The organism is Corynebacterium sp., from assembly GCF_030152825.1.
Lineage (GTDB): Bacteria > Actinomycetota > Actinomycetes > Mycobacteriales > Mycobacteriaceae > Corynebacterium.
Window position 1 is genome coordinate 1 of record NZ_JASLIP010000080.1, and the last position, 21,978, is coordinate 21,978.

16 protein-coding genes and 1 pseudogene are annotated in these 21,978 nt (G+C 64.8%); 11 read left to right on the top strand and 6 right to left on the bottom strand.

Going from position 1 to position 21,978, the window contains the following annotated elements; all coding sequences use genetic code 11:
• Positions 1-260, bottom strand: a pseudogene (locus tag Q1V78_RS08400) (myo-inositol-1-monophosphatase); the annotation flags it as partial.
• Positions 261-298: 38 nt separating this feature from the next.
• Between Q1V78_RS08400 and Q1V78_RS08405 the strand changes: the two are divergent.
• Together Q1V78_RS08405 and Q1V78_RS08410 are read left to right on the top strand one after the other, a co-directional pair.
• Positions 299-1,204, top strand: coding sequence for an ROK family protein (locus Q1V78_RS08405; RefSeq protein WP_300613552.1), 906 nt, complete (start codon positions 299-301; stop codon positions 1,202-1,204).
• Between the two features lie 352 nt (positions 1,205-1,556).
• Positions 1,557-3,161 carry an RNA polymerase sigma factor gene (locus tag Q1V78_RS08410; protein WP_300613554.1) on the top strand — a complete coding sequence of 535 codons (1,605 nt, stop codon included), beginning with the start codon at positions 1,557-1,559 and terminating at the stop codon, positions 3,159-3,161.
• Between the two features lie 87 nt (positions 3,162-3,248).
• Here the strand turns inward: Q1V78_RS08410 and Q1V78_RS08415 are convergent, their stop codons facing one another.
• From Q1V78_RS08415 to Q1V78_RS08425, 3 genes are all read right to left on the bottom strand, one after another.
• Positions 3,249-3,608: a DUF308 domain-containing protein gene (locus Q1V78_RS08415; RefSeq protein ID WP_300613556.1), complete on the bottom strand. Its 360-nt coding sequence runs from the start codon at positions 3,606-3,608 to the stop codon at positions 3,249-3,251.
• A gap of 78 nt (positions 3,609-3,686) precedes the next feature.
• Positions 3,687-5,423 (bottom strand): DEAD/DEAH box helicase, encoded by a 1,737-nt coding sequence (locus tag Q1V78_RS08420; RefSeq protein WP_300613558.1) that lies wholly within the window; start codon positions 5,421-5,423, stop codon positions 3,687-3,689.
• A 12-nt stretch (positions 5,424-5,435) separates the two neighbouring features.
• Positions 5,436-5,678: a DUF3039 domain-containing protein gene (locus tag Q1V78_RS08425; RefSeq protein ID WP_012360147.1), complete on the bottom strand. Its 243-nt coding sequence runs from the start codon at positions 5,676-5,678 to the stop codon at positions 5,436-5,438.
• A 60-nt stretch (positions 5,679-5,738) separates the two neighbouring features.
• On the opposite strand from Q1V78_RS08425, the gene Q1V78_RS08430 reads away from it, so the two are divergent.
• From Q1V78_RS08430 to galE, 6 genes are all read left to right on the top strand, one after another.
• Positions 5,739-6,209, top strand: a complete 471-nt coding sequence (locus tag Q1V78_RS08430) for a DUF3099 domain-containing protein (RefSeq protein ID WP_300613562.1) — start codon at positions 5,739-5,741, stop codon at positions 6,207-6,209.
• A gap of 127 nt (positions 6,210-6,336) precedes the next feature.
• Positions 6,337-8,067, top strand: a complete 1,731-nt coding sequence (locus Q1V78_RS08435) for a methyltransferase (RefSeq protein WP_300613563.1) — start codon at positions 6,337-6,339, stop codon at positions 8,065-8,067.
• 10 nt (positions 8,068-8,077) lie between these two features.
• Positions 8,078-8,545, top strand: a complete 468-nt coding sequence (gene dtd / locus Q1V78_RS08440; protein ID WP_300613565.1) for a D-aminoacyl-tRNA deacylase — start codon at positions 8,078-8,080, stop codon at positions 8,543-8,545.
• A 173-nt stretch (positions 8,546-8,718) separates the two neighbouring features.
• Positions 8,719-9,741, top strand: coding sequence for a sigma-70 family RNA polymerase sigma factor (locus tag Q1V78_RS08445; protein ID WP_300613567.1), 1,023 nt, complete (start codon positions 8,719-8,721; stop codon positions 9,739-9,741).
• Positions 9,742-9,832: 91 nt separating this feature from the next.
• On the top strand, positions 9,833-10,552 hold the full coding sequence (locus tag Q1V78_RS08450) for a metal-dependent transcriptional regulator (protein WP_300613571.1): 720 nt from the start codon (positions 9,833-9,835) through the stop codon (positions 10,550-10,552).
• 62 nt (positions 10,553-10,614) lie between these two features.
• On the top strand, positions 10,615-11,631 hold the full coding sequence (gene galE, locus Q1V78_RS08455) for a UDP-glucose 4-epimerase GalE (RefSeq protein WP_300613572.1): 1,017 nt from the start codon (positions 10,615-10,617) through the stop codon (positions 11,629-11,631).
• On the opposite strand, the gene Q1V78_RS08460 is transcribed toward galE, so the two are convergent.
• The gene (locus Q1V78_RS08460) at positions 11,628-12,944 is read right to left on the bottom strand and encodes a DUF4192 domain-containing protein (protein WP_300613574.1); all 1,317 of its coding nucleotides are present in this window, start codon (positions 12,942-12,944) and stop codon (positions 11,628-11,630) included. The two genes, galE and Q1V78_RS08460, sit on opposite strands and share 4 nt — an antisense overlap.
• 264 nt (positions 12,945-13,208) lie before the next feature.
• On the opposite strand from Q1V78_RS08460, the gene Q1V78_RS08465 reads away from it, so the two are divergent.
• Positions 13,209-14,192, top strand: a complete 984-nt coding sequence (locus Q1V78_RS08465) for a PAC2 family protein (RefSeq protein ID WP_300613576.1) — start codon at positions 13,209-13,211, stop codon at positions 14,190-14,192.
• Positions 14,192-16,750, top strand: a complete 2,559-nt coding sequence (locus Q1V78_RS08470) for an RNA helicase (protein ID WP_300613578.1) — start codon at positions 14,192-14,194, stop codon at positions 16,748-16,750. Before Q1V78_RS08465 ends, Q1V78_RS08470 begins: the two co-directional genes overlap by 1 nt.
• On the opposite strand, the gene Q1V78_RS08475 is transcribed toward Q1V78_RS08470, so the two are convergent.
• Entirely contained in the window at positions 16,734-17,702 is a 969-nt protein-coding gene (locus Q1V78_RS08475) for a hydrogen peroxide-inducible genes activator (protein WP_300613580.1), read from the bottom strand. The genes Q1V78_RS08470 and Q1V78_RS08475 overlap by 17 nt on opposite strands.
• Before the next feature lie 130 nt (positions 17,703-17,832).
• Here Q1V78_RS08475 and hrpA point away from each other — a divergent pair, with 130 nt between their 5' ends.
• Positions 17,833-21,951: an ATP-dependent RNA helicase HrpA gene (gene hrpA, locus Q1V78_RS08480; protein ID WP_300613582.1), complete on the top strand. Its 4,119-nt coding sequence runs from the start codon at positions 17,833-17,835 to the stop codon at positions 21,949-21,951.
• Positions 21,952-21,978: the final 27 nt, after the last annotated feature.

A 21,978-nucleotide genomic window follows, 5' to 3' on the forward strand; every position in this document is an offset into this window, starting at 1 on the left:
GCGCGGTCTGCTTCGGTGACGGGGTCGACTGCGGAAGACTTGGTCTGAGCCACCGGCATCGCCGAACCCATCAGCTCGATGATGGAGCCCGCCACCGCCTCACCATCGGTGCGTTCCCGGCGAGTGCGCAACACCAAGGCAGCGGCGAGTGCCGCGACCTCTTCAGCCGCGGCTTGCAGCTCGTTCACGCTCGCCCCGCCGGGGATTACCGCCGGAGCGTGGTCGGTGGTGGTTTTATCAAGCAACAAGGTCTCGGTCATGCCTCCACAGATACCACTGATGTGTAGCATTCAGACCCATGAGCACCGAGCAGGCCAGTAGCGCCGAATGGGCCGGAATCACCGTGGGAATCGACGTCGGTGGGTCCGCGATCAAAGCAGGCTTCGTCGACACCCGCTCCCACTGCGTCGTCGGGGAAAGATTCACCGTCCCTACTCCCCAACCGGCCACGCCCGAAAGGGTTGCCGGCGCCGCCGCAGCTCTCGCAACGCAGGCACTCGCCCAGGAGGTGGGCGCGGCGCTCACCACGCCTGCTAGCCCAGGCTGGTTCCGTGCGCTGCGGATCGGCGTCGCCATTCCCAGCGTGGTGACCAACCAGGAGGCACGCACCGCAGCGAATATCGCGCCGTCGTGGGTCGGTACCCGTCCCGCTGCGCTTTTCGACGAGGCCCTGCGACAGGCGTTATCGGGTGGCGCATCGGGGTCTTCCGCCCTCCAGGTGGAGTGGTTCTTCCTCAACGACGCCGACGCTGCTGGGATTTCTGAATGTGGCCCGTTTAGCGCCGACGAGGCGGCCGACCCGGAATACAGCCGGCTTTTCCTGACCTTGGGCACTGGGATCGGCTCTGCGCTCTTCCGTGGCGCGAGGCTGTACCCCAATACCGAGCTGGGCCACCTGACGGTGTTGACCGACGACGGTTCCCCCAGTAAAGCGGAGCGTTGGGCCTCGGCCGTGGTGAAGGCCCGCCAAAACCTCACGTTCCCCGAGTGGGCGGGCCGGTTGAGCACAGTACTCAATACCTATGTCGCACTGCTGCGCCCCCAGGAGCTGATCCTCGGTGGCGGGATTTCCGCCGAGGCAGAACGGTGGCTGCCAATGCTTAACCTCGAGGAGCCTTCGGTCCGGGTGAGCATCGCTCGCCACTTCAACAGCGCCGGCGTTATTGGGGCAGGGCTCGCCGCTGCCTGGGACCTGCGCCCCTAGACGGCATGAGCCATAAAGCTTGGCTATAATTGTCGGCCGTTGGGCGCTTGAGCGCCAGAGCCAGCATTTCAGCTGCTCAGAGAAACTGCTCGCCAGTAGAACACCGCCCGGTGGACCGGGTCGGTTGTACGCCACCGACACGAACTCGTTGGTGGACGTATGCTGGCGAGTAGAACTGAATGCGTCGTTTCCTGGTCGCTATCCACCAGGAAACGGCGAGCAAACGTAGTTTGGATAGCGACTGGCAGGAAACCCCCAAGCGGGTGACCTTCCTAAACGTACAGCGCGCTCGTCGGCTCTTCCCGGCGATCACCACCGTACGTTGCAACAATCCCCGACCGAAAGGGCTTCTGTGGCTTCTCAAGACTCGACCACCAGCGGTAATAGCGTCCAGGACGCAAGCGGGACGTCTGGCACTGCTGCACGGAAAGTCGCCAAGAAGACGGCCCGTAAGGCGGTCAACCGCACGGCCCGGAAGGTAACGAGCGCCACCGCCGCGAAGAAGACCACGGTCGCAGCTGCCACCGCAGACACGGCGGCGTCTCCCTCGGAGGAGGCAGCCGAAGAGCCGAAGAAGGTCGCGAAGAAGACCGCAAAGAAGGCGGCCAAGAAGGCTACCCGCAAGGTCGCGAAGAAGACGGCGAAGAAGGCTGCCAAGAAGTCGGCGAAAAAGACAGCCAAGAAGACCGCAAAGAAGGCGACCAAGGCGACGGCTGCTGCGAAGAAGCAGGAGCAGATCGAGGCGAAGAGTAAGGACGCCGAGGTCACCGCCAACGAGGATCCGGAGGACGTCGACGACAAGTTCGACCACGACGTCGAACCGGATCTGGAGGACATCGACGAGGACCTGGATGAGGGCCTCGACGAGGATCTGGACGACGACCTCGAGGATGAGGACGACGCCGACGACGAGGAAGAAGACGAGGACGACGAAGAAGAGGAGTCCTCGACCTCGAAGGACGGTCGCGACGATAGCGTGTGGGACGAGGACGAGTCCGCCGCCCTGCGCCAGGCCCGCCGCGACGCAGCCCTGACCGCTTCGGCGGACTCCGTCCGCGCTTATCTGAAGCAAATCGGTAAGGTCGCGCTGCTGAACGCCGAGCAGGAGGTCTCGCTGGCCAAGCGCATCGAGGCTGGCCTGTACGCGAACTACCGGCTGAAGCAGATCAAGGAGTCCGGCGAACGCCTCTCCCCCATGAACCGTCGCGACCTGCGCGAGATCGACCGCGACGGCCGCAAGGCGAAGAACCACCTGCTGGAGGCGAACCTGCGCCTCGTGGTCTCCCTGGCCAAGCGCTACACCGGCCGTGGCATGGCCTTCCTGGATCTGATCCAGGAGGGCAACCTGGGCCTGATCCGCGCGGTGGAGAAGTTCGACTACTCCAAGGGCTATAAGTTCTCCACCTACGCCACCTGGTGGATCCGCCAGGCGATCACGCGTGCGATGGCCGACCAGGCGCGCACGATTCGCATCCCGGTCCACATGGTGGAGGTCATCAACAAACTCGGCCGCATTCAGCGCGAGCTGCTGCAGGACCTTGGCCGCGAGCCCACCCCGGAGGAACTTGCCCGCGAGATGGACATCACGGTCGACAAGGTGCTGGAGATCCAGCAGTACGCCCGCGAGCCAATCTCCCTGGACCAGACCATCGGCGACGAGGGCGATTCCCAGCTGGGCGACTTCATCGAGGACTCCGAGGCAGTCATCGCGGTGGACGCGGTGTCCTTCACGCTCCTGCAGGATCAGCTGCAGGACGTCCTTCACACCCTCTCCGAGCGTGAGGCCGGCGTGGTGAAGCTCCGCTTCGGCCTGACCGACGGCATGCCGCGCACCCTGGACGAGATCGGCCAGGTTTACGGCGTGACCCGCGAGCGCATCCGACAGATCGAGTCGAAGACGATGTCCAAGCTGCGCCACCCATCCCGCTCCCAGGTTCTGCGGGACTACCTGGACTAACCCACACGCCGTGCCCGCCAATAGCGGGGCCGGAAAAGAAAACAACCGGCGGGAAACCCGGCGGTTGTTTTTATCTCTATCTGTCCCCTAGTTTTCGCGGCGCTCCTTGACGCACTGGGTAAGCTCCTCGTCGCTGAGCCCCTGGCACTGCTCCGGAAACTCGGTGGCCACCTTCGTGGTGATCAGCGCAAGACCCATCGCGAGGATCGCGAGCACGAGCCCCACGATGGGGTAGGTTCGCGCCGTGCCGTGGCGGTTCGCCCGGATGAGGGCAACGATCGCCACGACCAGCGCCATCATCGCCACAAAAATGCCGATTAGCGGGAGCAGGCCAGCCGGGAGGGCAAGCACTCCCAGGATCAGCGCGGCCAGCGACATCCGGCTGGCTACCTGGGGTGCGCGGGCCGGTACGGCCGGCTGGCCACCAGCAGGATTCTTCTTCGCCATCTCGCCTCAACGATCCTTTCTCGGAATTTATCTAATAGCCCTTCCCGGGCTGCGGTGTACCCGGCATGAGGGCACAGCCTACCAGTCGCGCAGGTAGGCGATGCGGTCTCGCAGCTGCTCAGCGGTGCACAGCGCCGTCGGGGGCCCACCGCAGTTGCGGCGAGCCTCGTTGTGGATCGCGCCCTGTGGTCTACCGGTTCGTGCCGCGGTCATGTTCACCAGCGCGTTGAGCTCCTTGCGCAGGGCGGGCAGCTCCTCGCTGGCAACGCGGCGACGGTGCGCCTCCGCGCCGCTCATTCCACCGGCAGCCCCGCCGCTGCGCCGCTCTTCGGCCTCCCGGCGCTTACGCTCCTCGGCTTCGCGGGCGCGTGCCTCGACCTGGTCGGCCTGCCGCTGCTTCAGCAGGGTGCGCATCTGCTCCGCGTCCAGCAGCCCCGGCAGACCCAGGTAATCCTGTTCCTCCGCGGAACCGGCCAGCGTGGTCGTGCCGTAGGTCGAGCCGTCGTAAATCAAGGAGTCCAGCTCGGCCTCCGCGCCGACGGACTCGTAGGTCGTCAGCTCGTCCGGCTCGTTCTCCTCGCGATTGGCCTGGGCCAGCAGTTCATCGTCCCAGCCTTCCTCGTCCTTCTTCGGCGCGCCCAGCACGTGGTTGCGCTGCTTTTCCAGCTTGGACGCCAGATCCAACAGCACCGGCACGCTGGGCAGGAACACGCTGGCGGACTCGCCCTTACGGCGGGAACGGACGAAGCGACCAATCGCCTGCGCGAAGAACAGCGGGGTCGCAGCGCTCGTGGCATAAACACCCACCGCCAGGCGGGGCACGTCCACGCCCTCCGAGACCATGCGCACCGCGACCATCCATTCGTCCTGGCTGGCCGAGAACTCCTTAATGCGGTCGGAGGCACCGACCTCGTCGGAAAGCACGACGGTGACCGGGGTGCTGCTGATCGTCGACAGGATCTTGGCGTAGGCGCGGGCGGTCGTCTTGTCGGTCGCGATGACGAGACCGCCGGCGTCCGGGATGTGGGTACGCAGCTTCAGCAGGCGGGTGTGGGCGGCCTTTAAGACCGCGGGGATCCACTCCCCCTTCGGGTCCAGCGCCGTCCGCCATGCGCGGGCGGTCTGCTCCGGGGTAAGTGTTTCACCCAGCCGGGCTTCGAACTCCTCGCCCGCGCTGGAGCGCCACCGGGCGTGGCCGGAGTAGGCCATGAAAACCACCGGCCGGACCACGCCGTCGCGCAGGGCCTCCGAGTACCCGTAGGTATAGTCCGCACGCGATTCCAGCGCGCCGTCGGTGCCCGGCACCTCGATGTAGTCCACGAAGGGGATTTGCGCATCGTCGGAGCGGAACGGGGTACCGGTCAGCGCCAGTCGACGCTCAGCGTGGGCATAAGCCAAGCGCACGCCGTCTCCCCAGCTCTTCGCGTCACCCGCGTGGTGGATCTCGTCGAGGATCACCAGAGTCTTCTGGGCGGTGGCGACCTGATAGTGCTTGGTGGGCTTCATGCCGACCTGGGCATAGGTCACGGCCACGCCGTCGAAGGCGTTGTTGAATGGCGAGGAGTTGGAAAACTCAGCGTCGAGGGCAATCCCCATGGCAGCGGCGGAGAGCGCCCACTGGACCTTCAGGTGCTCGGTGGGAACCACGATGACGAGTCGCTGGACAACGCGCTTCTCCAGCAACATCGACGCCAGCGTCAGGGCGAAGGTGGTCTTACCGGCACCCGGGGTTGCGACCGCAAGGAAGTCCCGCGGCTGCTGCTCCTGGTAGAGGTCCAGGGCCTCCTGCTGCCAGGCACGGAGGGTTCTTTTCACCTTGGATCGGACCTACTTCTTACGCAGGCTCTGGTAAATTTCCTCGCACTCCGGGCACACCGGGGAACCCGGTTTTGCCTGCTTGGTCACCGGGAAGGTCTCACCGCACAGTGCAACCACCAGCCGGCCCATGACCGCCGACTCCACGATCTGGTCCTTCTTGACGTAGTGGAAAAACTTTGGGGTGTCGTCCTGGGTCTGCTCCCGCTCATCAACCTTCGGACGTTCCAGCGTGCTGGTGCTCGTGGCGCTCACAATCCTCCATCTTGCCCCTGAGGGCTTCCCACAATTGACTCTCGTACTACCGTAGACGGTATGTCAGCAGCAGAGAAACGTGCCGGTCGCGCCCGGGGCAGTTCAGCCACCGGGGTGCGCCGTTTCCGCCGACCTGGCAAGCGGGTAGACCGGATCACCGATGCGAAGAAGTCGCAGCTGGAGGACTGGCACCACCGGCGTCGCCTCTATTTGGGGCTACAGATTGCACGCATCCCGGTGCTTGTCCTGGCCGTGATCCTGCTGTGGGTCACCAACAACCTGATGTTGGGCGCGGTGGTGGCGTTCATCAGTGTTCCGCTGCCCTGGGTCGCGGTCATGCTCGCCAACGAGTCCGGGGAAGCCACCAAGGAGTCGGAAAAGGTTTATAAGCCTGGCCTCGTGCGGGCCAACCGGGCGGCGATGGCCAATTCACAGCTCTCTCAGGCAACGAACCCACAGCGGCAGCTGGAGCCCAGCGAGGTGGACTCCACCGACCGCCACCCCGTCATTGACCACGAGTCCGAGGACTAGCCCGGCCATCACCACGGGGGACGTACAGCTTGCGACTGCCCCAGCGCCCGCGAAGAGATCATTGCTTCAGCGGCGACACGAAGAGCCAGTTCCCAACCACAACCGAGACAAGAAGGCACACCCCGCAGTGACAACCCACCCTTCCAGCATGCAACTGACCTCCCAGCCCGCCCGCGAGGCTCTCGGTGGCCTGCTCGCCGTTGCCCGTGAACGCGGACTCAGCACCACCCTGCTCGAGGGCGTCCTGGGCGAGGCTGGCCTCCGCGCTCTCAACCTCGCCAACCCTGCCGGAGCGCTACGCGCGGTCCGCGCCTATAGCCGGCGCAGCTCCCCCGGCGCCGCGGGTACTGCCCAACTCGTGGAGCTTTTCGTCTTGCGGGAACCGGCTGCCTTGGCGACGTGGCAGGAGCTCATCGGCACAGACCTCACCCGGCGCGCCATCGACGCCCGCCTGATCACCTCTCTGCCCGGTAGTGCGGATGAGCTGCAGTTGCGGGTGGATATCCGCCCGTACTCCTTCCCACACCTGTTCGGTGATGCGGATGGCGATGCATCAGGCCTGGGTGGAGAATTCCTGCTCGCGTCGGATCCGGACGCTGGCCTGTGGCCGCAGGAGCCCACCCCGGACGATCACGTGCCGGGCCTGGGCAACGCTCCCCGGTCGCTGCTTCGGGCCATCCCGCCGGCGGACAATCCGTGGCTGCCCTCCCCACGGCGGATCCTGGACCTGGGTTGCGGTGGCGGGGCGCTGAGCTTGGCCTTGCAATTGGCCTACCCCGAGGCGCAGGTGGTGGGGACGGATATTAGTGGCCGAGCGTTAGACTTCGCCGCGGTCAATGGCACGCAGCTCGACCAGGCACGAGGCGAGTTCTCCACGGCTGAGGCAGCCTCCGCGAGCGGCATCGAGTGGCGGGAGGGGTCCTGGTTCGAGCCCGTGGCGGGTGAGCGCTTCGACCTCATCGTGTCGAATCCGCCTTTTGTGGTCCAGCCCCCGGAGGTCGGGCATGTTTACCGCGATTCTGGGCTGGGCTTGGACCGTGCGACCGAGCTCGTAGTCTCCCATGCTCCTGAGCATCTCTCCCCCGGCGGCACGGCGCATATTCTGTGCTCTTGGGCGGTGTCCGCCGAGGATTCCGTGGCGTCGAAGATGGGGCGTTGGCTGCCGGCGGAGGGGGTGCGTGCCTACGGCCTCGTGCGGGAGTATGTGGACCCGGAGACCTACGTGACGACGTGGCTGAGCGACGAGGGTATTGACCCACGCTCCCCGGCTGGCCGGCGGAAGGCTGGGCAGTGGCTTGACTACCTGGCTGAGAACGGGGTCAGCCATATTGCCTTGGGTTTTGCCCACCTGCGTGCGATTGATGGCTCCACGGAGGTCACCGTCGAGCAGCTGCCCGACACCATGGTGCCGGGTACCCCGCTGGGTGCTGAGGTGGCTGAGTGGTTCATCCGGAGTCAGTGGCTGACCGATGTCTCCGCCGAGGATGTCCTGGGCGAGCGGTTTGCCGTGCGCCCGGGGGTGGCCACCGAGTTGGTACGGCAGGCCGATGCGGAGGCCGGGCAGGGGTTCCGGGAGCTGTGTCTGCGCCTGGCCAGGACGGACGGTCCGGCGTGGACGCATGAGATCGATGCCGCGGTGGAATCCATCCTCGCGGGTCTGAATCCGGAGGGCTTGGCTCTGGAGGATGTGCTGGGTCTCTATGCCGCTGTGACTGGACCTGCCGAGGGCGAGGACCTGGGTGCTGCAGGCGAAGATTATGAGGAAGTCCTGGCGGAGAGAATGCTGGGGATCATCGTCGACCTCGTACGCCACGGCATCGTGGTACCGAGCAGTCTGGTCGACTGGGCAGAAGGTTAAGAGGAGGACCATGAAGGCAGTTATCAGCACGGTGAGCCAGGCCAGCGTCGACGTCCGAGATGAATCCGGTGAGGTCCGTCGGGTCGGTGAGGTCTCCGGTCCGGCGTTGCTTGCCCTCATCGGCAGCGGCAAGGACGACGCCGCCGACGCCTGGGAGACGATGGTGCGCAAGATCGCGGAGCTGCGGTTGTTCCCTGCCTCGGGTGAGCCGTGGGGTGGTCAACGGGATCTGTCGGTTGAGGAGGTGGGCGGTTCCGTGCTGGTGGTCAGCCAGTTCACCCTGATGGGAAAGACGAAGCGGGGTCGGCGCCCCAGCTGGTCGGAGGCGATGCCGGGACCGGCTGCGGAGCCGGTGATTGAAAGCATTGTCCAGGGGCTTCGGGACCGTGGGATCCACGTTGAAACTGGCGAGTTCGGGGCTGATATGCAGGTCAGCTCAGTCAACGAGGGGCCCTATACCGTGTTGGTCGAGTGTTAGGCAGGCGATGCTTGGGGTAGCTAGCCCCGTTTGTGGGGTGTAGGCGTTCTCCGCCCCGACGGTTGGTCTGGGCCTGGGAACAAAACCCGAGCCTCGGCCGTTGGTTGTATTAGCGCCTCAAAAATAGCGCCCCGTCGGATGCCCATCGTGAGCTCAAGAGGAGACCTAACTGCATGAGCAAGTCCACCAGCGGCAGTGATTCCGCCCGCGCGACGTCCGCCAAGGATGATTCTTCGCAGCAGGAGCAGAATACTGACCGCCGTCGGCGCCGAGGCAATAACGAGAACCCTTCGGCCGACCTCGTCCGCGTCTACCTGAACGGCATCGGTAAGACTGCCCTGCTGACCGCTGAGGACGAGGTTGAACTCTCCCAGCGCATTGAGGCCGGGCTGTATGCGGAGCAGCTGCTCAAGAGCGGCGAGCCGTTGACTCGTGCGAAGAAGCGCGATGTGAAGATCCTGGCACGCGAAGGCAAGGCCGCACGTACTCACCTGCTTGAGGCGAATCTGCGCCTCGTGGTCTCGTTGGCCAAGCGCTACACGGGCCGTGGCATGCCACTGCTGGACCTGATCCAGGAGGGCAACCTGGGGCTCATCCGCGCGATGGAGAAGTTCGATTACAAGAAGGGCTTCAAGTTCTCCACTTACGCCACCTGGTGGATCCGCCAGGCGATCACCCGCGGCATGGCGGACCAGTCGCGCACTATTCGCCTGCCGGTGCACCTGGTGGAGCAAGTCAATAAGCTCTCCCGCATCAAGCGCGAGATGTACCAGCACCTGGGCCGTGAGGCGACGTACGAGGAGCTGGCTGCGGAGTCGGGGATCCCGGAGGATCGGATCGAGATGCTGATGAAGCAGTCCCGCGACCCGGTGAGCCTCGACATGCCCGTCGGCACCGACGAGGAAGCCCCGTTGGGCGACTTCATCGAGGACTCCGAGGCAGAGGACGCCGAAGCTGCGGTCGTCGCCAGCCTGCGCCACTCCGACATCCGCTCCGTGCTGGCCACGCTGGAGCAGCGAGAGCAGGATGTCATCACCCTGCGCTATGGCCTCGATGATGGCCTGCCCCGCACATTGGACCAGATCGGCCGTCAGTTCGGTCTCTCCCGTGAGCGCGTGCGCCAGATCGAGCGCGAGGTCATGGCGAAGCTACGGGAGGGCCAGCGCGCGGACAAGCTCCGCGAATACGCCGTATAGTGCGCCACTCCCCAGGACCGGGGATGTATGGTTGAGGCGTTGATTTTTTCGAGGCTTTCATCAGCTCGAAAGGTGAGAAAGGGCGAGTAGGGTGCGAGACCTAGTAGACACCACGGAGATGTACCTCCGGACGATTTACGAGCTCGAGGAAGAGGGCATCCCGCCGCTGCGCGCCCGGATCGCCGAGCGGCTTGAGCAGTCCGGCCCCACGGTGAGCCAGACGGTGGCCCGCATGGAGCGCGATGGTCTGCTCTCCATTGAGAAGGACCGCTCCCTGAAGCTCTCCGACGAGGGCCGGGCACTCGCGACCGCCGTGATGCGCAAGCACCGCCTCGCCGAGCGCCTGCTGACCGACGTGATCGGCCTGCCGTGGGACAAGGTTCACGACGAGGCCTGCCGTTGGGAGCACGTCATGAGTGACGAGGTCGAGCAGCGCCTCGTTGAGGTTCTCGACGAGCACGACACCTCCCCCTTCGGCAACCCCATCCCGGGGCTGAATTTCCTGACCGAACAGGCAGCGGACGATGCGGATTTCGCCCAGACGGCCGTGGCGGAAGACCCGAATTCGGTTCGCGCCGCCGACCTGGCTACCGGCGAGGAGCACGAGGCCGTGGTCGCCAGCTTTAACGAGATCGTCCAGGTCGAGGGCTCCTTGATGAAGCGGCTGCGCCAGGCGGGCATTCTCCCAGGTGTCACTGTCACCGTCATCCCGACTGAGGATCACCTCATTCTGCGTGGCGAGTCCGCCGAGGTCGCTATCCCCAGCGAGCTGGCGCACGCGGTCCGCGTACGCAACGTGTCGGGCGCTTAACCACCTCGACGCCTCCCGGCCCCGCCAGACCTCGCATTCCTCGATTGAAGAAAGCCCCCACAGTGACTGAACACAACGCAATTGAACCTGGCAGCAACGTCCTCGTCACCGGTGGTGCGGGCTACGTGGGCAGCGTGTGCACTGCTGTCCTCGTTGAAAACGGATTCCACGTCACCGTCGTGGATAACCTGAGCACCGGCAATCGGTCCGCGATCCACCCGAAGGCGAACTTCGTGGAAGGCGACATTGCCGATGTGGCCAGCAAGGTTCTGGCGGATGGCGATTTCGCCGCCGTCTTCCACTTCGCCGCGCGATCTCTCGTGGGCGAATCCGTGGAGCAGCCGGATGCCTACTGGCACCACAATGTCGTCACAACCCTCACGCTGCTGGACGCGATGCGCGAAGCAGGCGTGAAGAACATCGTCTTCTCCTCCACCGCTGCATGCTATGGCGAACCGGAACAGGTGCCCATTACGGAGGACATGCCCACGGCCCCGACGAACCCCTACGGTGCCTCGAAGCTGACGATCGACTACATGCTCTCCTCCTACGCCAAGGCCTACGGCCTGGCGGCGACGAGCCTGCGCTATTTCAACGTCGCGGGCGCCTATCAGCAGTTCGGTGAGAACCGTGAGGTGGAGACCCACCTGATCCCGATCGTCCTGCAGGTCGCTCTGGGCCACCGCGAGTCGATCAGCATCTTCGGCTCCGATTGGCCCACCAAGGACGGCACAGCAGTGCGCGACTACATCCACATCAAGGACCTCGCGGATGCCCACGTGCTGGCTGCGACGTCCAATGTGGCCGGCGAGCACCGGATCTTCAACCTTGGTAGCGGTGATGGGTTCAGCGTCCGGGAGGTCATCGACACCTGCCGGGAGGTCACCGGGGCCGAGATCCCGGCGATCGAGGCTCCTCGGCGCGCCGGAGACCCGGCAGTGCTCATCGCCTCGAGCGCGAAGGCTATCGCTGAGCTGGGATGGGAGCCGAAACTCTCGGATCTGAAGACGGTGGTGTCGGACGCTTGGCGGTTTACCTCCGCGCTGGGCGATGCGGCCCACTCCGCTCCCCGCCGCTAAGGTTTCGCGAGCTTACCTCCCTCGGTGTCGAGGTGACGTAGGTGTTCAACGGCATCCCAGTCAAGCACCCGCATGAAGGCCTCCCGAGTGTCGGCCGGGACGTGTTCGTGCGGGTTCTTCCCGTTCAGGACCTCTGTGGCGATTGCGACCTTATCCTTGACGATCTGGAGCGCGAGGCCGGTTTTCAGGGCTATGACGAGCACCTGGTTATCCTTCCATCCTATGGCGCTGGTCGCCTCGCAGACTGCCCGGCGCGCGGTGTGGAATGCGACTACTCCTTCCCCATTCCCGACGAGTACCTGGGTGAGCACGTAGAGCACATTGCTTCTCACGTCGCCGGCTGTGTGGCGCGCAGTTGCGGCGAGAAGTGAGCGGATGACGGGCGAAGGCATGCCTATCGATGCGGTGATGAGGAAAGCCTGGCTGCGCGGGTCGCCGCAGAGTCCGGCGATCGCGCTCAGCAGCGCCAGGTCTGCCATTGCATCCTCCACTGTGGTGAGACCATCGATTATCTCTTCTGTTTTCGCCAACAACTGACGGAGGGCGGCATCCAGGCACTGCGGGTTCGGCTGCCCGGCCAGGGGTGGGTTCTGTTGGTCCAGCCAGCATTCCATGTCCTCGCGAGCTGCGAAGTTCAGGGCATTGGTCACCCCCGCGTGGAGGGCTACTGGGTTGGCGCTTTGTACCGGGATGGTCCCCTCGTCCACCCATAGTTGGGTGTGGAGGTCATATGTCGCCCACTCTTGGTGGTCTGCGATCTCCTGGGCCCAGTGGCTGGTGTGCACGGGAATTCCGGCCAGGGCGAGTTGGGCGCGTGTGTCAGTGAATACGTCGACGGCGCGGGCCGGGGTGCCACCGATAACGAGGATGATCACCTGCGGGCATTGATCCGTCGGCACGGTGTCCGAGATGGGAGCCCCCAATGCGGCACAGAAGGTGTCGAGGGCCTCCTCGGTGCTATCACCGTCCAGGTCGGCTCTCACGACGGGGCCCACCTGAAAGGTGACGGTGGCGTGTGTGGTGCCGCGGTCACCCGGGTTGCTGCCTCGAGGTGGCCCGTCCTTGCTGAACGGTTGGAGTCCGATGAGTACCAAGGAGTCCTGCGGTGTGAAACCGAGCATGGCTGGTAGCCCTGCGAGCAGAGCCCCGGGGTCGGATCCCAGGGAGATGTCGCGCTGCCCGGTTGGTGCGGTGTCGCCGCCTTGTAGGCCCCGCAGCCTATTGCCGGGTGTCTGGGACCGCGCGGCGGTGGTCTCGTGGGGAATATTGCGATGGTCGTTGTTGTTGGAATGACGTGAATCGTGTGATCTCATGAACAAAGTGTGCTCGATCACCCGGTCAGCCCCAGCGCAGCAGCGTTGGTCTGCGGAGGAGAACCGCCAGGGCTCTGTGGACACGCCTTGGACTGTGGATAACTTCCCCACGCCGGAGCCCGCCACGTATTTTGGCTGGCCTGAACTCGGTTAATGCCGAGATCCCCGGCCCGCTGCCCCGCAGTCGTTGTAAAGAAAGGGAGCGCAAAGACGATGCCTCAGGACAATTCTTTTAGCCGCCGTCCCCGGAACACCATGTATGAGATGGAATATCCCGTTCCGCTGGAGGCGGATTCGCCGGACGAGGGTATTCCGATGCTGATCGCGCTCCAGGGCTATGCCGATGCGGGCCAGGCCATCGCTGTTAGCGGAAATCACCTCCTGGAGGCTCTGGATAGCTCGGTTGTCGCCAGCTTCAACCTCGATGATCTACTGGATTACCGCGCACGGCGCCCCAGCATCACGATCGACCAGAATCGGATCACCAAGTCCGACAAGCTCAGCCTGGACGTGCGCATCGTCAAGGACGTCAACGACCGGCCGTTCCTGCTGGTCGCCGGCCCAGAGCCGGACCTGAAGTGGGAGGCATTCGGCCACGCCATCATGGAGTTGGCGCAGCGAGCGAATGTCTCCCGGGCGATTTCCTTCTATGCTGCCCCGATGACGGTGCCGCACACCCGCCCGCTGGTGATTTCCGCGCACGCTTCGGACCCCTCCCTGGTGCGGGATTACCACACGTGGGACGCACGGCTGGTGATCCCGGGGGCTGCTGCGCTCGAGACCGAGATGCAGCTGTCTGCCGCGGGATTCGACGCCATTGGGCTCACGGCCCATGTGCCGCATTACATCGCGGGTTCAGAGTACCCAGAGGCAAGCTACGCGCTGCTGAAGGCCTTCGGCGACCTTGCCGACCGCGAACTGCCGTTGAAGGCGCTGGAGAAGGATATGTCGCGCGTACAGCAGCAGCTCGCACAGCAGACGGAGGAGTCCCACGAAATCGCTACCGTCGTTGGGGCCCTCGAGCAGCAGTACGACAAGGAAGTCCGTAGGCTTCGAAAGAAGAAGAGTTCGTTGCTCGAGCCAGGACAGGACATCCCCACTGGCGAGGAGCTGGGCGCCGAGTTCGAGGCATTCCTGGCCCGCATGAATGACGCGGCGGATACCGATTCCGCGGCAGGCGGGGAGGATCCGGCGGATCCCACCGATAGCAACGACCCACACGACGACGATGAAGGAGACTCACAGTAGTGGGAATCGCTGCCCAGCTGGCCGACCTACTCCCCGACCTCGACGAGGTCCCTGAAGGGCTCATTGACGACGCCGTGTTGGCGTCCTTCTTGCGGTGGACGGAAGACCGCGGGATCAGCCTCTACGAGGCGCAGAAGGAGGCAGCCACGGCGCTGGTCGCCCAGGACCACGTCATCCTGGCAACCCCCACGGGGTCCGGGAAGTCCATGGTGGCCCTGGCGGCCCACTTCGTGGCGCTGGCGCGCGGGCAGCGCAGTTTCTACACCGCACCGATCAAGGCCCTGGTCAGCGAGAAGTTCTTCGACCTCTGCGCAACCTTTGGCCCTGAGAATGTGGGCATGATGACCGGTGATGCGACCGTCAATGGTGGTGCCCCCATCATCTGCGCCACCGCCGAGATTCTCGCCAATATCGCGTTGCGCGACGGCAAGGATGCGCAGGTCGACCAGGTGGTCATGGATGAGTTCCACTACTACTCCGAGCCCGACCGTGGCTGGGCTTGGCAGGTTCCCCTCCTGGAACTCCCCCACGCTCAGTTCCTGCTGATGAGCGCCACGCTGGGCGACACCGCGTGGCTGGAGAAGGACCTGACCGGCCGCACCGGCAGGCCCTGCACCCACGTTTCTGGCTCCGTCCGCCCGGTTCCGCTGAGTTTCGACTACGTCTACACCCCGGTGCACGAGACCATCGAGGAGCTGGTCAAGAACGGCAAGACCCCGGTCTACGTCGTGCATTTCACCCAGCGCGAGGCCATCGAGCGCGCCCAGGCGCTGACGAGCCTGAGCCTGGTCAGCGAAGAAAAGAAGAAGGCGATCGCCGAGGCGATCGGGAACTTCAAGTTCACCACTAGCTTCGGCAAGACCCTATCCAAACTGCTACGCCGCGGGATTGGTGTCCACCACGCCGGCCTGCTGCCGAAATACCGGCGCCTGGTGGAGCAGCTCGCCCAGCAGGGCCTGCTGACCGTCATCTGCGGCACCGACACCCTGGGCGTGGGGATCAACGTCCCGATCCGCTCGGTGCTCATGACGGAGCTAGCGAAGTTCGACGGTGAACGACACCGCATCCTGAAGTCGCGGGAGTTCCACCAGATCGCCGGACGAGCAGGACGCGCAGGCTACGACACGGAAGGCACCGTCGTCGTCCAGGCGCCGGAACACGAGATTGAGAACTTCCGGCTCCGCCAGCGCGCTGGGACGGACCCGAAGAAGCTCAAGCGACTGCGCAAGAAGTCCGCGCCACAGGGCCGAACCACCTGGTCCGAGTCCACGTACGAACGCCTGCTCACCGCGGAGCCAGAAGAGCTGGTCAGCCAGTTCACGATGAGTAACTCGATGCTGCTGAACATCGTCGCCCGCAAGGAGTGGACCTTCGCCGCACTCAAGCGCCTGCTCCGCAGCACCCACGAGACACGCGCGAAGCAGAACGCTCATATCCGCACCACGATCGAGCTCTACCGTGGCCTGCTCCGCTCCGAGGTGGTCGAGGAGTTCGCGGCGGACACGCCGTCCGGGAAGGACGCCCGCCTGACCCAGGAGCTGCAGCGGGACTTCGCGCTTAACCAACCGCTGGCCCCGTTCGCGCTGGCTGCCCTAGACCTGCTCGACCCGGAGTCCCCGGAGTTCACCCTGGACGTGATCTCCACTTTCGAGGCGGTTCTCGACGACCCCCGTCAGGTACTCAGCGGCCAGCAACGCGCAGCCCGCGATGAGGAGCTCGCCGCGCTCAAGGCGGAGGGCGTGGACTACACCGAGAGGATGAACATCCTCGAGGACGTCACCTACCCGCAGCCGCTGGCCGACTCCCTCGACAATGCCTTCGACATCTTCTGCGAATCCAACCCCTGGGCGAAGGACTTCGACATCTCCCCCAAGTCGGTCCTGCGGGACATGATCGAAAAGGGCATGACTTTCTCCGACATCATCGCCACCTACCGTTTGGGGCGTTCTGAGGGCGTGGTGCTGCGCTACCTGACCGACGCGTGGCGCACCCTGGATCACTCGGTGCCACAGAGCTACCGCACGGAGGAGCTCGAGGACATCATCGAGTGGCTGGGCGAGCTTATCCGCCAGGTGGACTCCTCCCTGCTGGATGAGTGGGCCACCTTCTCCGACCCGGATGCCCCGCTGACCGAGGAGCAGGTCACGGAGCACGCATTCGGGGTTGCCGATAGTTCCGCGCTCTCGGCCAACAAGCGAGCCCTGCGACGCATGGTGCGCAACCACATGTTCCGCCACGTGGAGCTCTTCGCCTTCGAGAAGGAGGAGCAGCTGGCGGAGCTGGATTCCTACCTGGAGGACGCCCCCGACTGGCCCGCCGCCATGGACGATTACTTCGAGGAGTACGCGGACCTGGGGGTTGACGCCGACGCCCGTTCCAACTCGATGGTGCTCATCGACGAGAACCCGGAGGGTGCGGCCGGCCAGTGGCGGGTGCGCCAGATTCTGGATGACCCGGAGAAGGACCACGGCTGGGCCTTTGAGGGCATGGTGGACCTGGCCGCTACCGACGAGGCCGGCGAGGTGCGCCTAGCCAGCCTGGTTATTCACCAAGGATAGCGGTCAGCTCAGCCCGGGCGGTGTCCTGCACCGCTGCAAAGGACTCAGAGAGGATGCGGCCGAACTCTTTGTAGTCCTCGGTGCGCACGCTGCTGGAGCGGTGGGCGATCCCTACCGTGCGGCCTGCTGCTTTCTCCTCGGGGTGGAAGGTCGCCAGGCCGATGCCCGGGCGCTGGCACTCGCTGGGCACCGCGCTCAGCGGGACGAGGGTCGCGCCCTGCCCGGCGGCGACGAGGTGGACCACGGTGGACAGGCTCGTTGCCCGGGTCACCGCCAGCCGGGGGTCATGGCTCATATTCACCCTGCGGCACAGGTCCATCACCTGGTCCCGCAAACAGTGCCCCTCGTCGAGGAGCAGGAGGTCGAGTTTTTCGAGGTCGGCGACGCGCAGGTCGCGGCGGCCGGCCATCGGGTGGCCTTCTGGGACGACAACCACGAACGCCTCCTCGTAGAGGGGAATCGTGGTCAGCCCGGCGTCCTCAAACGGAAGGCCCAACACCGCGACGTCGATGCGCCCTTGCCGAAGGGCATCCACCAGGTGGTGGGTCTTCTCCTCCACGATCTGGGGGGCATCCCCAGCCTGCGGTTCATCGAGGGCACGCAGGAAATCCGGGAGAATGAAGGGGGCGATCGTCGGGATCATGCCCACGACCAGGGCGCTGCCCAGCCCGCCTTTCACAGAATTGGCGTGATCGACGAGCGCGTCCACGCTCTCGAGCGTGGCATGGGCGAAGGGCAGCAGCGACCGCCCCATCGGGGTCACGATGACTTTCCGGGTTGAGCGCTCGATCAGCTGCACGCCGAGCCCCTGCTCCAGGGTCGCGAGAGCCTGCGAGAGCGAGGGCTGGGAAATGCCCAGGTGCGCCGCCGCGGTGCCGAAGTGGCCGTGCTCTGCGATCGTCGCGAAGGACCGGACCTGTGCGATGGTCGGCCGATACTCTTTGTGGGTCACTGCTACCTATCAATGTTTCAACAATGCTGAAGCCTTATCTTACGCGAGCTGGCCGGGTGATTTTAGCCAAAAGCTATGAATGGCTCCCGGCTACAGCGGACAGTCACAGAGTTGTTAAGCTGGAGCCCTAATGAGCAGGGAAAATAGCGATAAGAGCACGCAAAAATCAGCGCAACAGCCGTCGCGGCACGCCAGAAACGGGCGTCACCGCAACCGCGGGGGCAAGCCGCGCCGCCGGGAACGCAGCGGCCGACAGCGCCGGGAGCGAACGGCCGGCGTCAATCTGCCGCAGCAGGACCGGGTCTTCCCTCAGATCCACTTCCCTAGCGAGCTGCCCGTCTCGGAGCGACAGGCGGATATCGAAAAGGCTATCGCTGAAAACCAGGTCGTCATCATTGCCGGCGAGACCGGCTCCGGTAAGACCACCCAGATTCCGAAGATGTGTCTGAACCTGGGTCGCGGCAAGCGGCAGCGCATCGGGCACACCCAGCCTCGGCGCATCGCCGCCCGCAGCGTGGCGGACCGCATCGCCGAGGAGCTCGGCTCGAGTACGGATAAGCCGGATTCCCTGGTCGGCTACAAGATCCGCTTCGACGATAAAACCAGCGAGAACACCGCGGTCAAGCTCATGACGGACGGTGTTTTGCTCAACGAGATCCAGCGCGACCGGCTACTCCGCGAATACGACACGATCATCATCGATGAGGCGCACGAACGCAGCCTGAACATCGACTTCCTGCTGGGGTACCTGAAAAACCTGTTGCCAAAGCGCCCGGATCTGAAGCTGATCATCACCTCCGCGACGATCGACCCCGAAAGCTTCGCGAAGCACTTCGCCAGCGCCGACGGCACACCCGCACCGATCGTCGAGGTCTCGGGCCGCACCTACCCGGTGGAGATCCTGTACCGCCCGCTGGAGCGAAGCTATACCGACCCGAACAGCGGCGAGATCACCACCCACGTGACGGACCCGTTGGACGGGCTGATCGAGGCTGTCGACGAGCTGTGGAGCTTCGGCAGCGGCGACATCCTGTGCTTCTTCTCCGGGGAACGCGAGATCCGCGACGCCGCCGAGGCGCTGGATAAGCATCTAAACCGCGACCGGCGCGGGGCACGCGTAGACATCCTCCCCCTGTTTGGGCGACTGTCGAATGCGGAACAGCACCGCGTGTTCAACCCGGGACAGCGTCGCCGGATCGTGTTGGCCACGAATATCGCCGAGACTTCCCTGACCGTACCGGGCATCCGCTTCGTTGTGGATACCGGTTATGCGCGTATCTCCCGCTACTCCAATCGCACGAAAGTGCAGCGCTTGCCGGTGGAGGAGATCAGCCAGGCCTCCGCGAAGCAGCGTTCGGGCCGTTGTGGCCGTGTCGCCGACGGTATTGCGATCCGGCTGTATTCGGAAGAAAACTTCGAGGCCCGACCGGAGTTCACCGATCCCGAGATTCTGCGCACCCACCTGGCCAGCGTCATCCTGGCGATGCTCGCTCTAGGCCTCGGTGATATCCAGAAGTTCCCCTTCCTGCAGGCCCCGGACTCTCGCGCGGTGCGCGACGGCGTGGCCCTGCTCAGCGAGCTGGGCGCGATCTCCGGCGGTGACCGGCACACGTTGACGGGCGTGGGACGGGACATGTCCCGCATCCCGACCGACCCGCGCTTGGCGCGCATGATGGTCGCCGCCCACCGCCTGAACATCCTGGACCAGGTCACCGTCATCGTCGCTGCGCTGTCCATCCAGGACGTCCGGGAACGGCCGTTGGAGAAGCAGCAACAGGCCGATGAGCTCCACGCCCGTTTCAAGGCGAACTCGGACTTCATCTCCACCCTGAAGCTGTGGAGCTATCTGCAACAGCAGCGCGCCGAGCTCAGCGGTAACCAGTTCCGCAAGCTCTGCCAGCGGGAGTTCATCCACTACTTGCGCGTCCTGGAGTGGGCCGATCTGGTTCGTCAGCTGCTCAACATAGCCAAGGAGCTGCGCTGGTCCGTGCCGAATATTCAGCATGTCAGGCAGCTGACCTTCGACGGTGAGCCAATCGCCGAAGATGATGTCCACCGCGCGCTGCTGGCCGGGCTGATCAGCCACATCGGCATGCGGGAGGGCGAGAGCCGCCAGTTCACCGGCCCGCGCAATTCGCACTTTGTGGTGCACCCGAGCTCCCATGTGGCGAAGAAACCACCGCAGTGGATCATGGCTGCGGAGCTGGTCGAGACATCCCGGATCTTCGCCCGGACGGTGGGGCCGATCCGCCCGGAGTGGGTGGAGTCAATCGCGCCCCACATGGTGAAGTACACCCATTCGGAGCCACACTGGTCCTCGAAGCGAGGTGCGGCGATGGTCTACGAAAAGGCGCTCCTGCTTGGACTCCCCATCGTCACGGAGCGTCGCGTCAACCTGGGCCGTATTGACCCGGAGCTGGCGCGGGATATGTTCATCCGCAAGGCGCTGGTCGAGGGCGACTGGGAGACTCGCCATAAGTTCTACCGCCACAATCAGGAGCTTCTTGAGCAGGCCGAGAAGCTGGAGGATAAGGCCCGGCGCCGGGACATCGTGATCGACGATGATGCCCTGTTTTCTTTTTACGACGTCCGCCTGCCCGCAGACATCATCTCCAGTAGGCATTTTGATTCCTGGTGGAAGAAGGCACGCCACAAGAAGCCGGATCTTCTGGACTTTTCGCTTGACGCGCTCATCGATTCGCACGAAGGGGCCGCGGAGGCCAACGAGTTCCCGGACACCTGGCGGCAGGGCAGCATGGAGTTCGACCTGGAGTATGTCTTCGACCCCACCGATCCGCGCGACGGCATCACCATGCAGGTTCCACTCCCCCTGCTGGCGAACGTCGACCCCGAAATCACGCAGTGGTTGGTTCCAGGCATGCGCCACGAGCTAGCGGTAGCGCTTATCCGTTCCCTGCCAAAGGCGATCCGCAAGTCGATGGTCCCGGCAACGGATTTCGCAGCACGGGCGCTGGAGGCCATGACGCCCTACGACGGGGCGATCGACGAGTCGCTGGCCGATGCGCTGCGCTCGCTGGGCGGTCGGGGCATCTACGCCACCGACTTCGACTGGGCCAAGGTGCCTGACCACCTGCGCATGAATTTTGCGGTTATTGACCGCCGCGCCAATGTGGTGCGCACCGGCCGGGATATCGTCGCACTCCAGCGGGAACTGGCCGGTGATGTCCGCCAGGCAATTGCGGCGGCGAGTGCTCGGTCTCTGCGTGGTGGCCAGGGTTCTACGGCTGCCAGCCCGCTGGATGCCAAGGTGCACCAGAAGGGTGCGGGCGCAGCTGGCAAGAAGGGCCGTGGCGCTGGCGGGAAGCAGAAGGCGGCTCAGGGCGGGGCCGGTGTGGGTGGCGTGCTGCAGCACGCTGACGAGTGGTCGGCCGAGAGCATCGGCGATATCCCTGAGTCCATCGAGACTGTCGTCGACGGCCAAGCTGTCAATGCGTTCCCCGCATTGGTTGCCAGCTTCTCCGCTGGCAAGACGGGTCACCGCAGCACGCGTTTCGAGCTCAAGGCCTTCCCCACCGAGCAGGCGGCGAAGGCTCAGCAGTTCTCGACGGTGCTCGGGCTGATGGCCGAGGCCACCCCGATTTCCGCTGGGCAGATGCTCACGGGGCTGCCGTTACGCCAGCGCGTGGCGCTGGAGAACTATCCGAACGGTGGTATTGAGGCGTTGGTGGACGATGCGCGCACGGCGGCGTGCCGCCAGCTTCTGGAGAAGATTGGCCCGGTGATCAGAACCCCTGACGAGTGCGAACGGGCTTGCCAGACGGCCCGCCAGCAGGCTCCTGGTCTGGTGCGCCAGATCCTGGTTGCATTCGCCCCTGCTGCATTAGCCATCCAGGACATCTCCGCGGAGCTGGAACAGTGGGATGGTCCCGCGATTGCGGAGATGAAAAAGCAGGTGCAGTTGTACGCCGCGGACCACAGTCTGGTGACGTGGGGGATTCAGCGCCTCCGGCACGTCCCCCGGTACGTCGAGGCTATGAAGGAGAGGCTGGCACTGCTGGAGCGGGATCCTGATCGCGAGGCGGAATTGGCGGAGGAACTGGCGGATGCGATGAAGGTCTACCAGCAGACGGTGGATCGTCTGCCCAGCGCCCGGCAGGCCTCGCCCCAGGTCAAGGATCTGCGTTGGCTGATCGAAGAGCTCATGGTGGCTCTGTTTGCCCAGCATTTGGGCACTGCACGCAGCGCATCACTGCAGCGGGTCCGCAAGGCTGCCGGACAGATCCGTTAGCCCATGGTGGGCCGGCAGCGTGAGCGC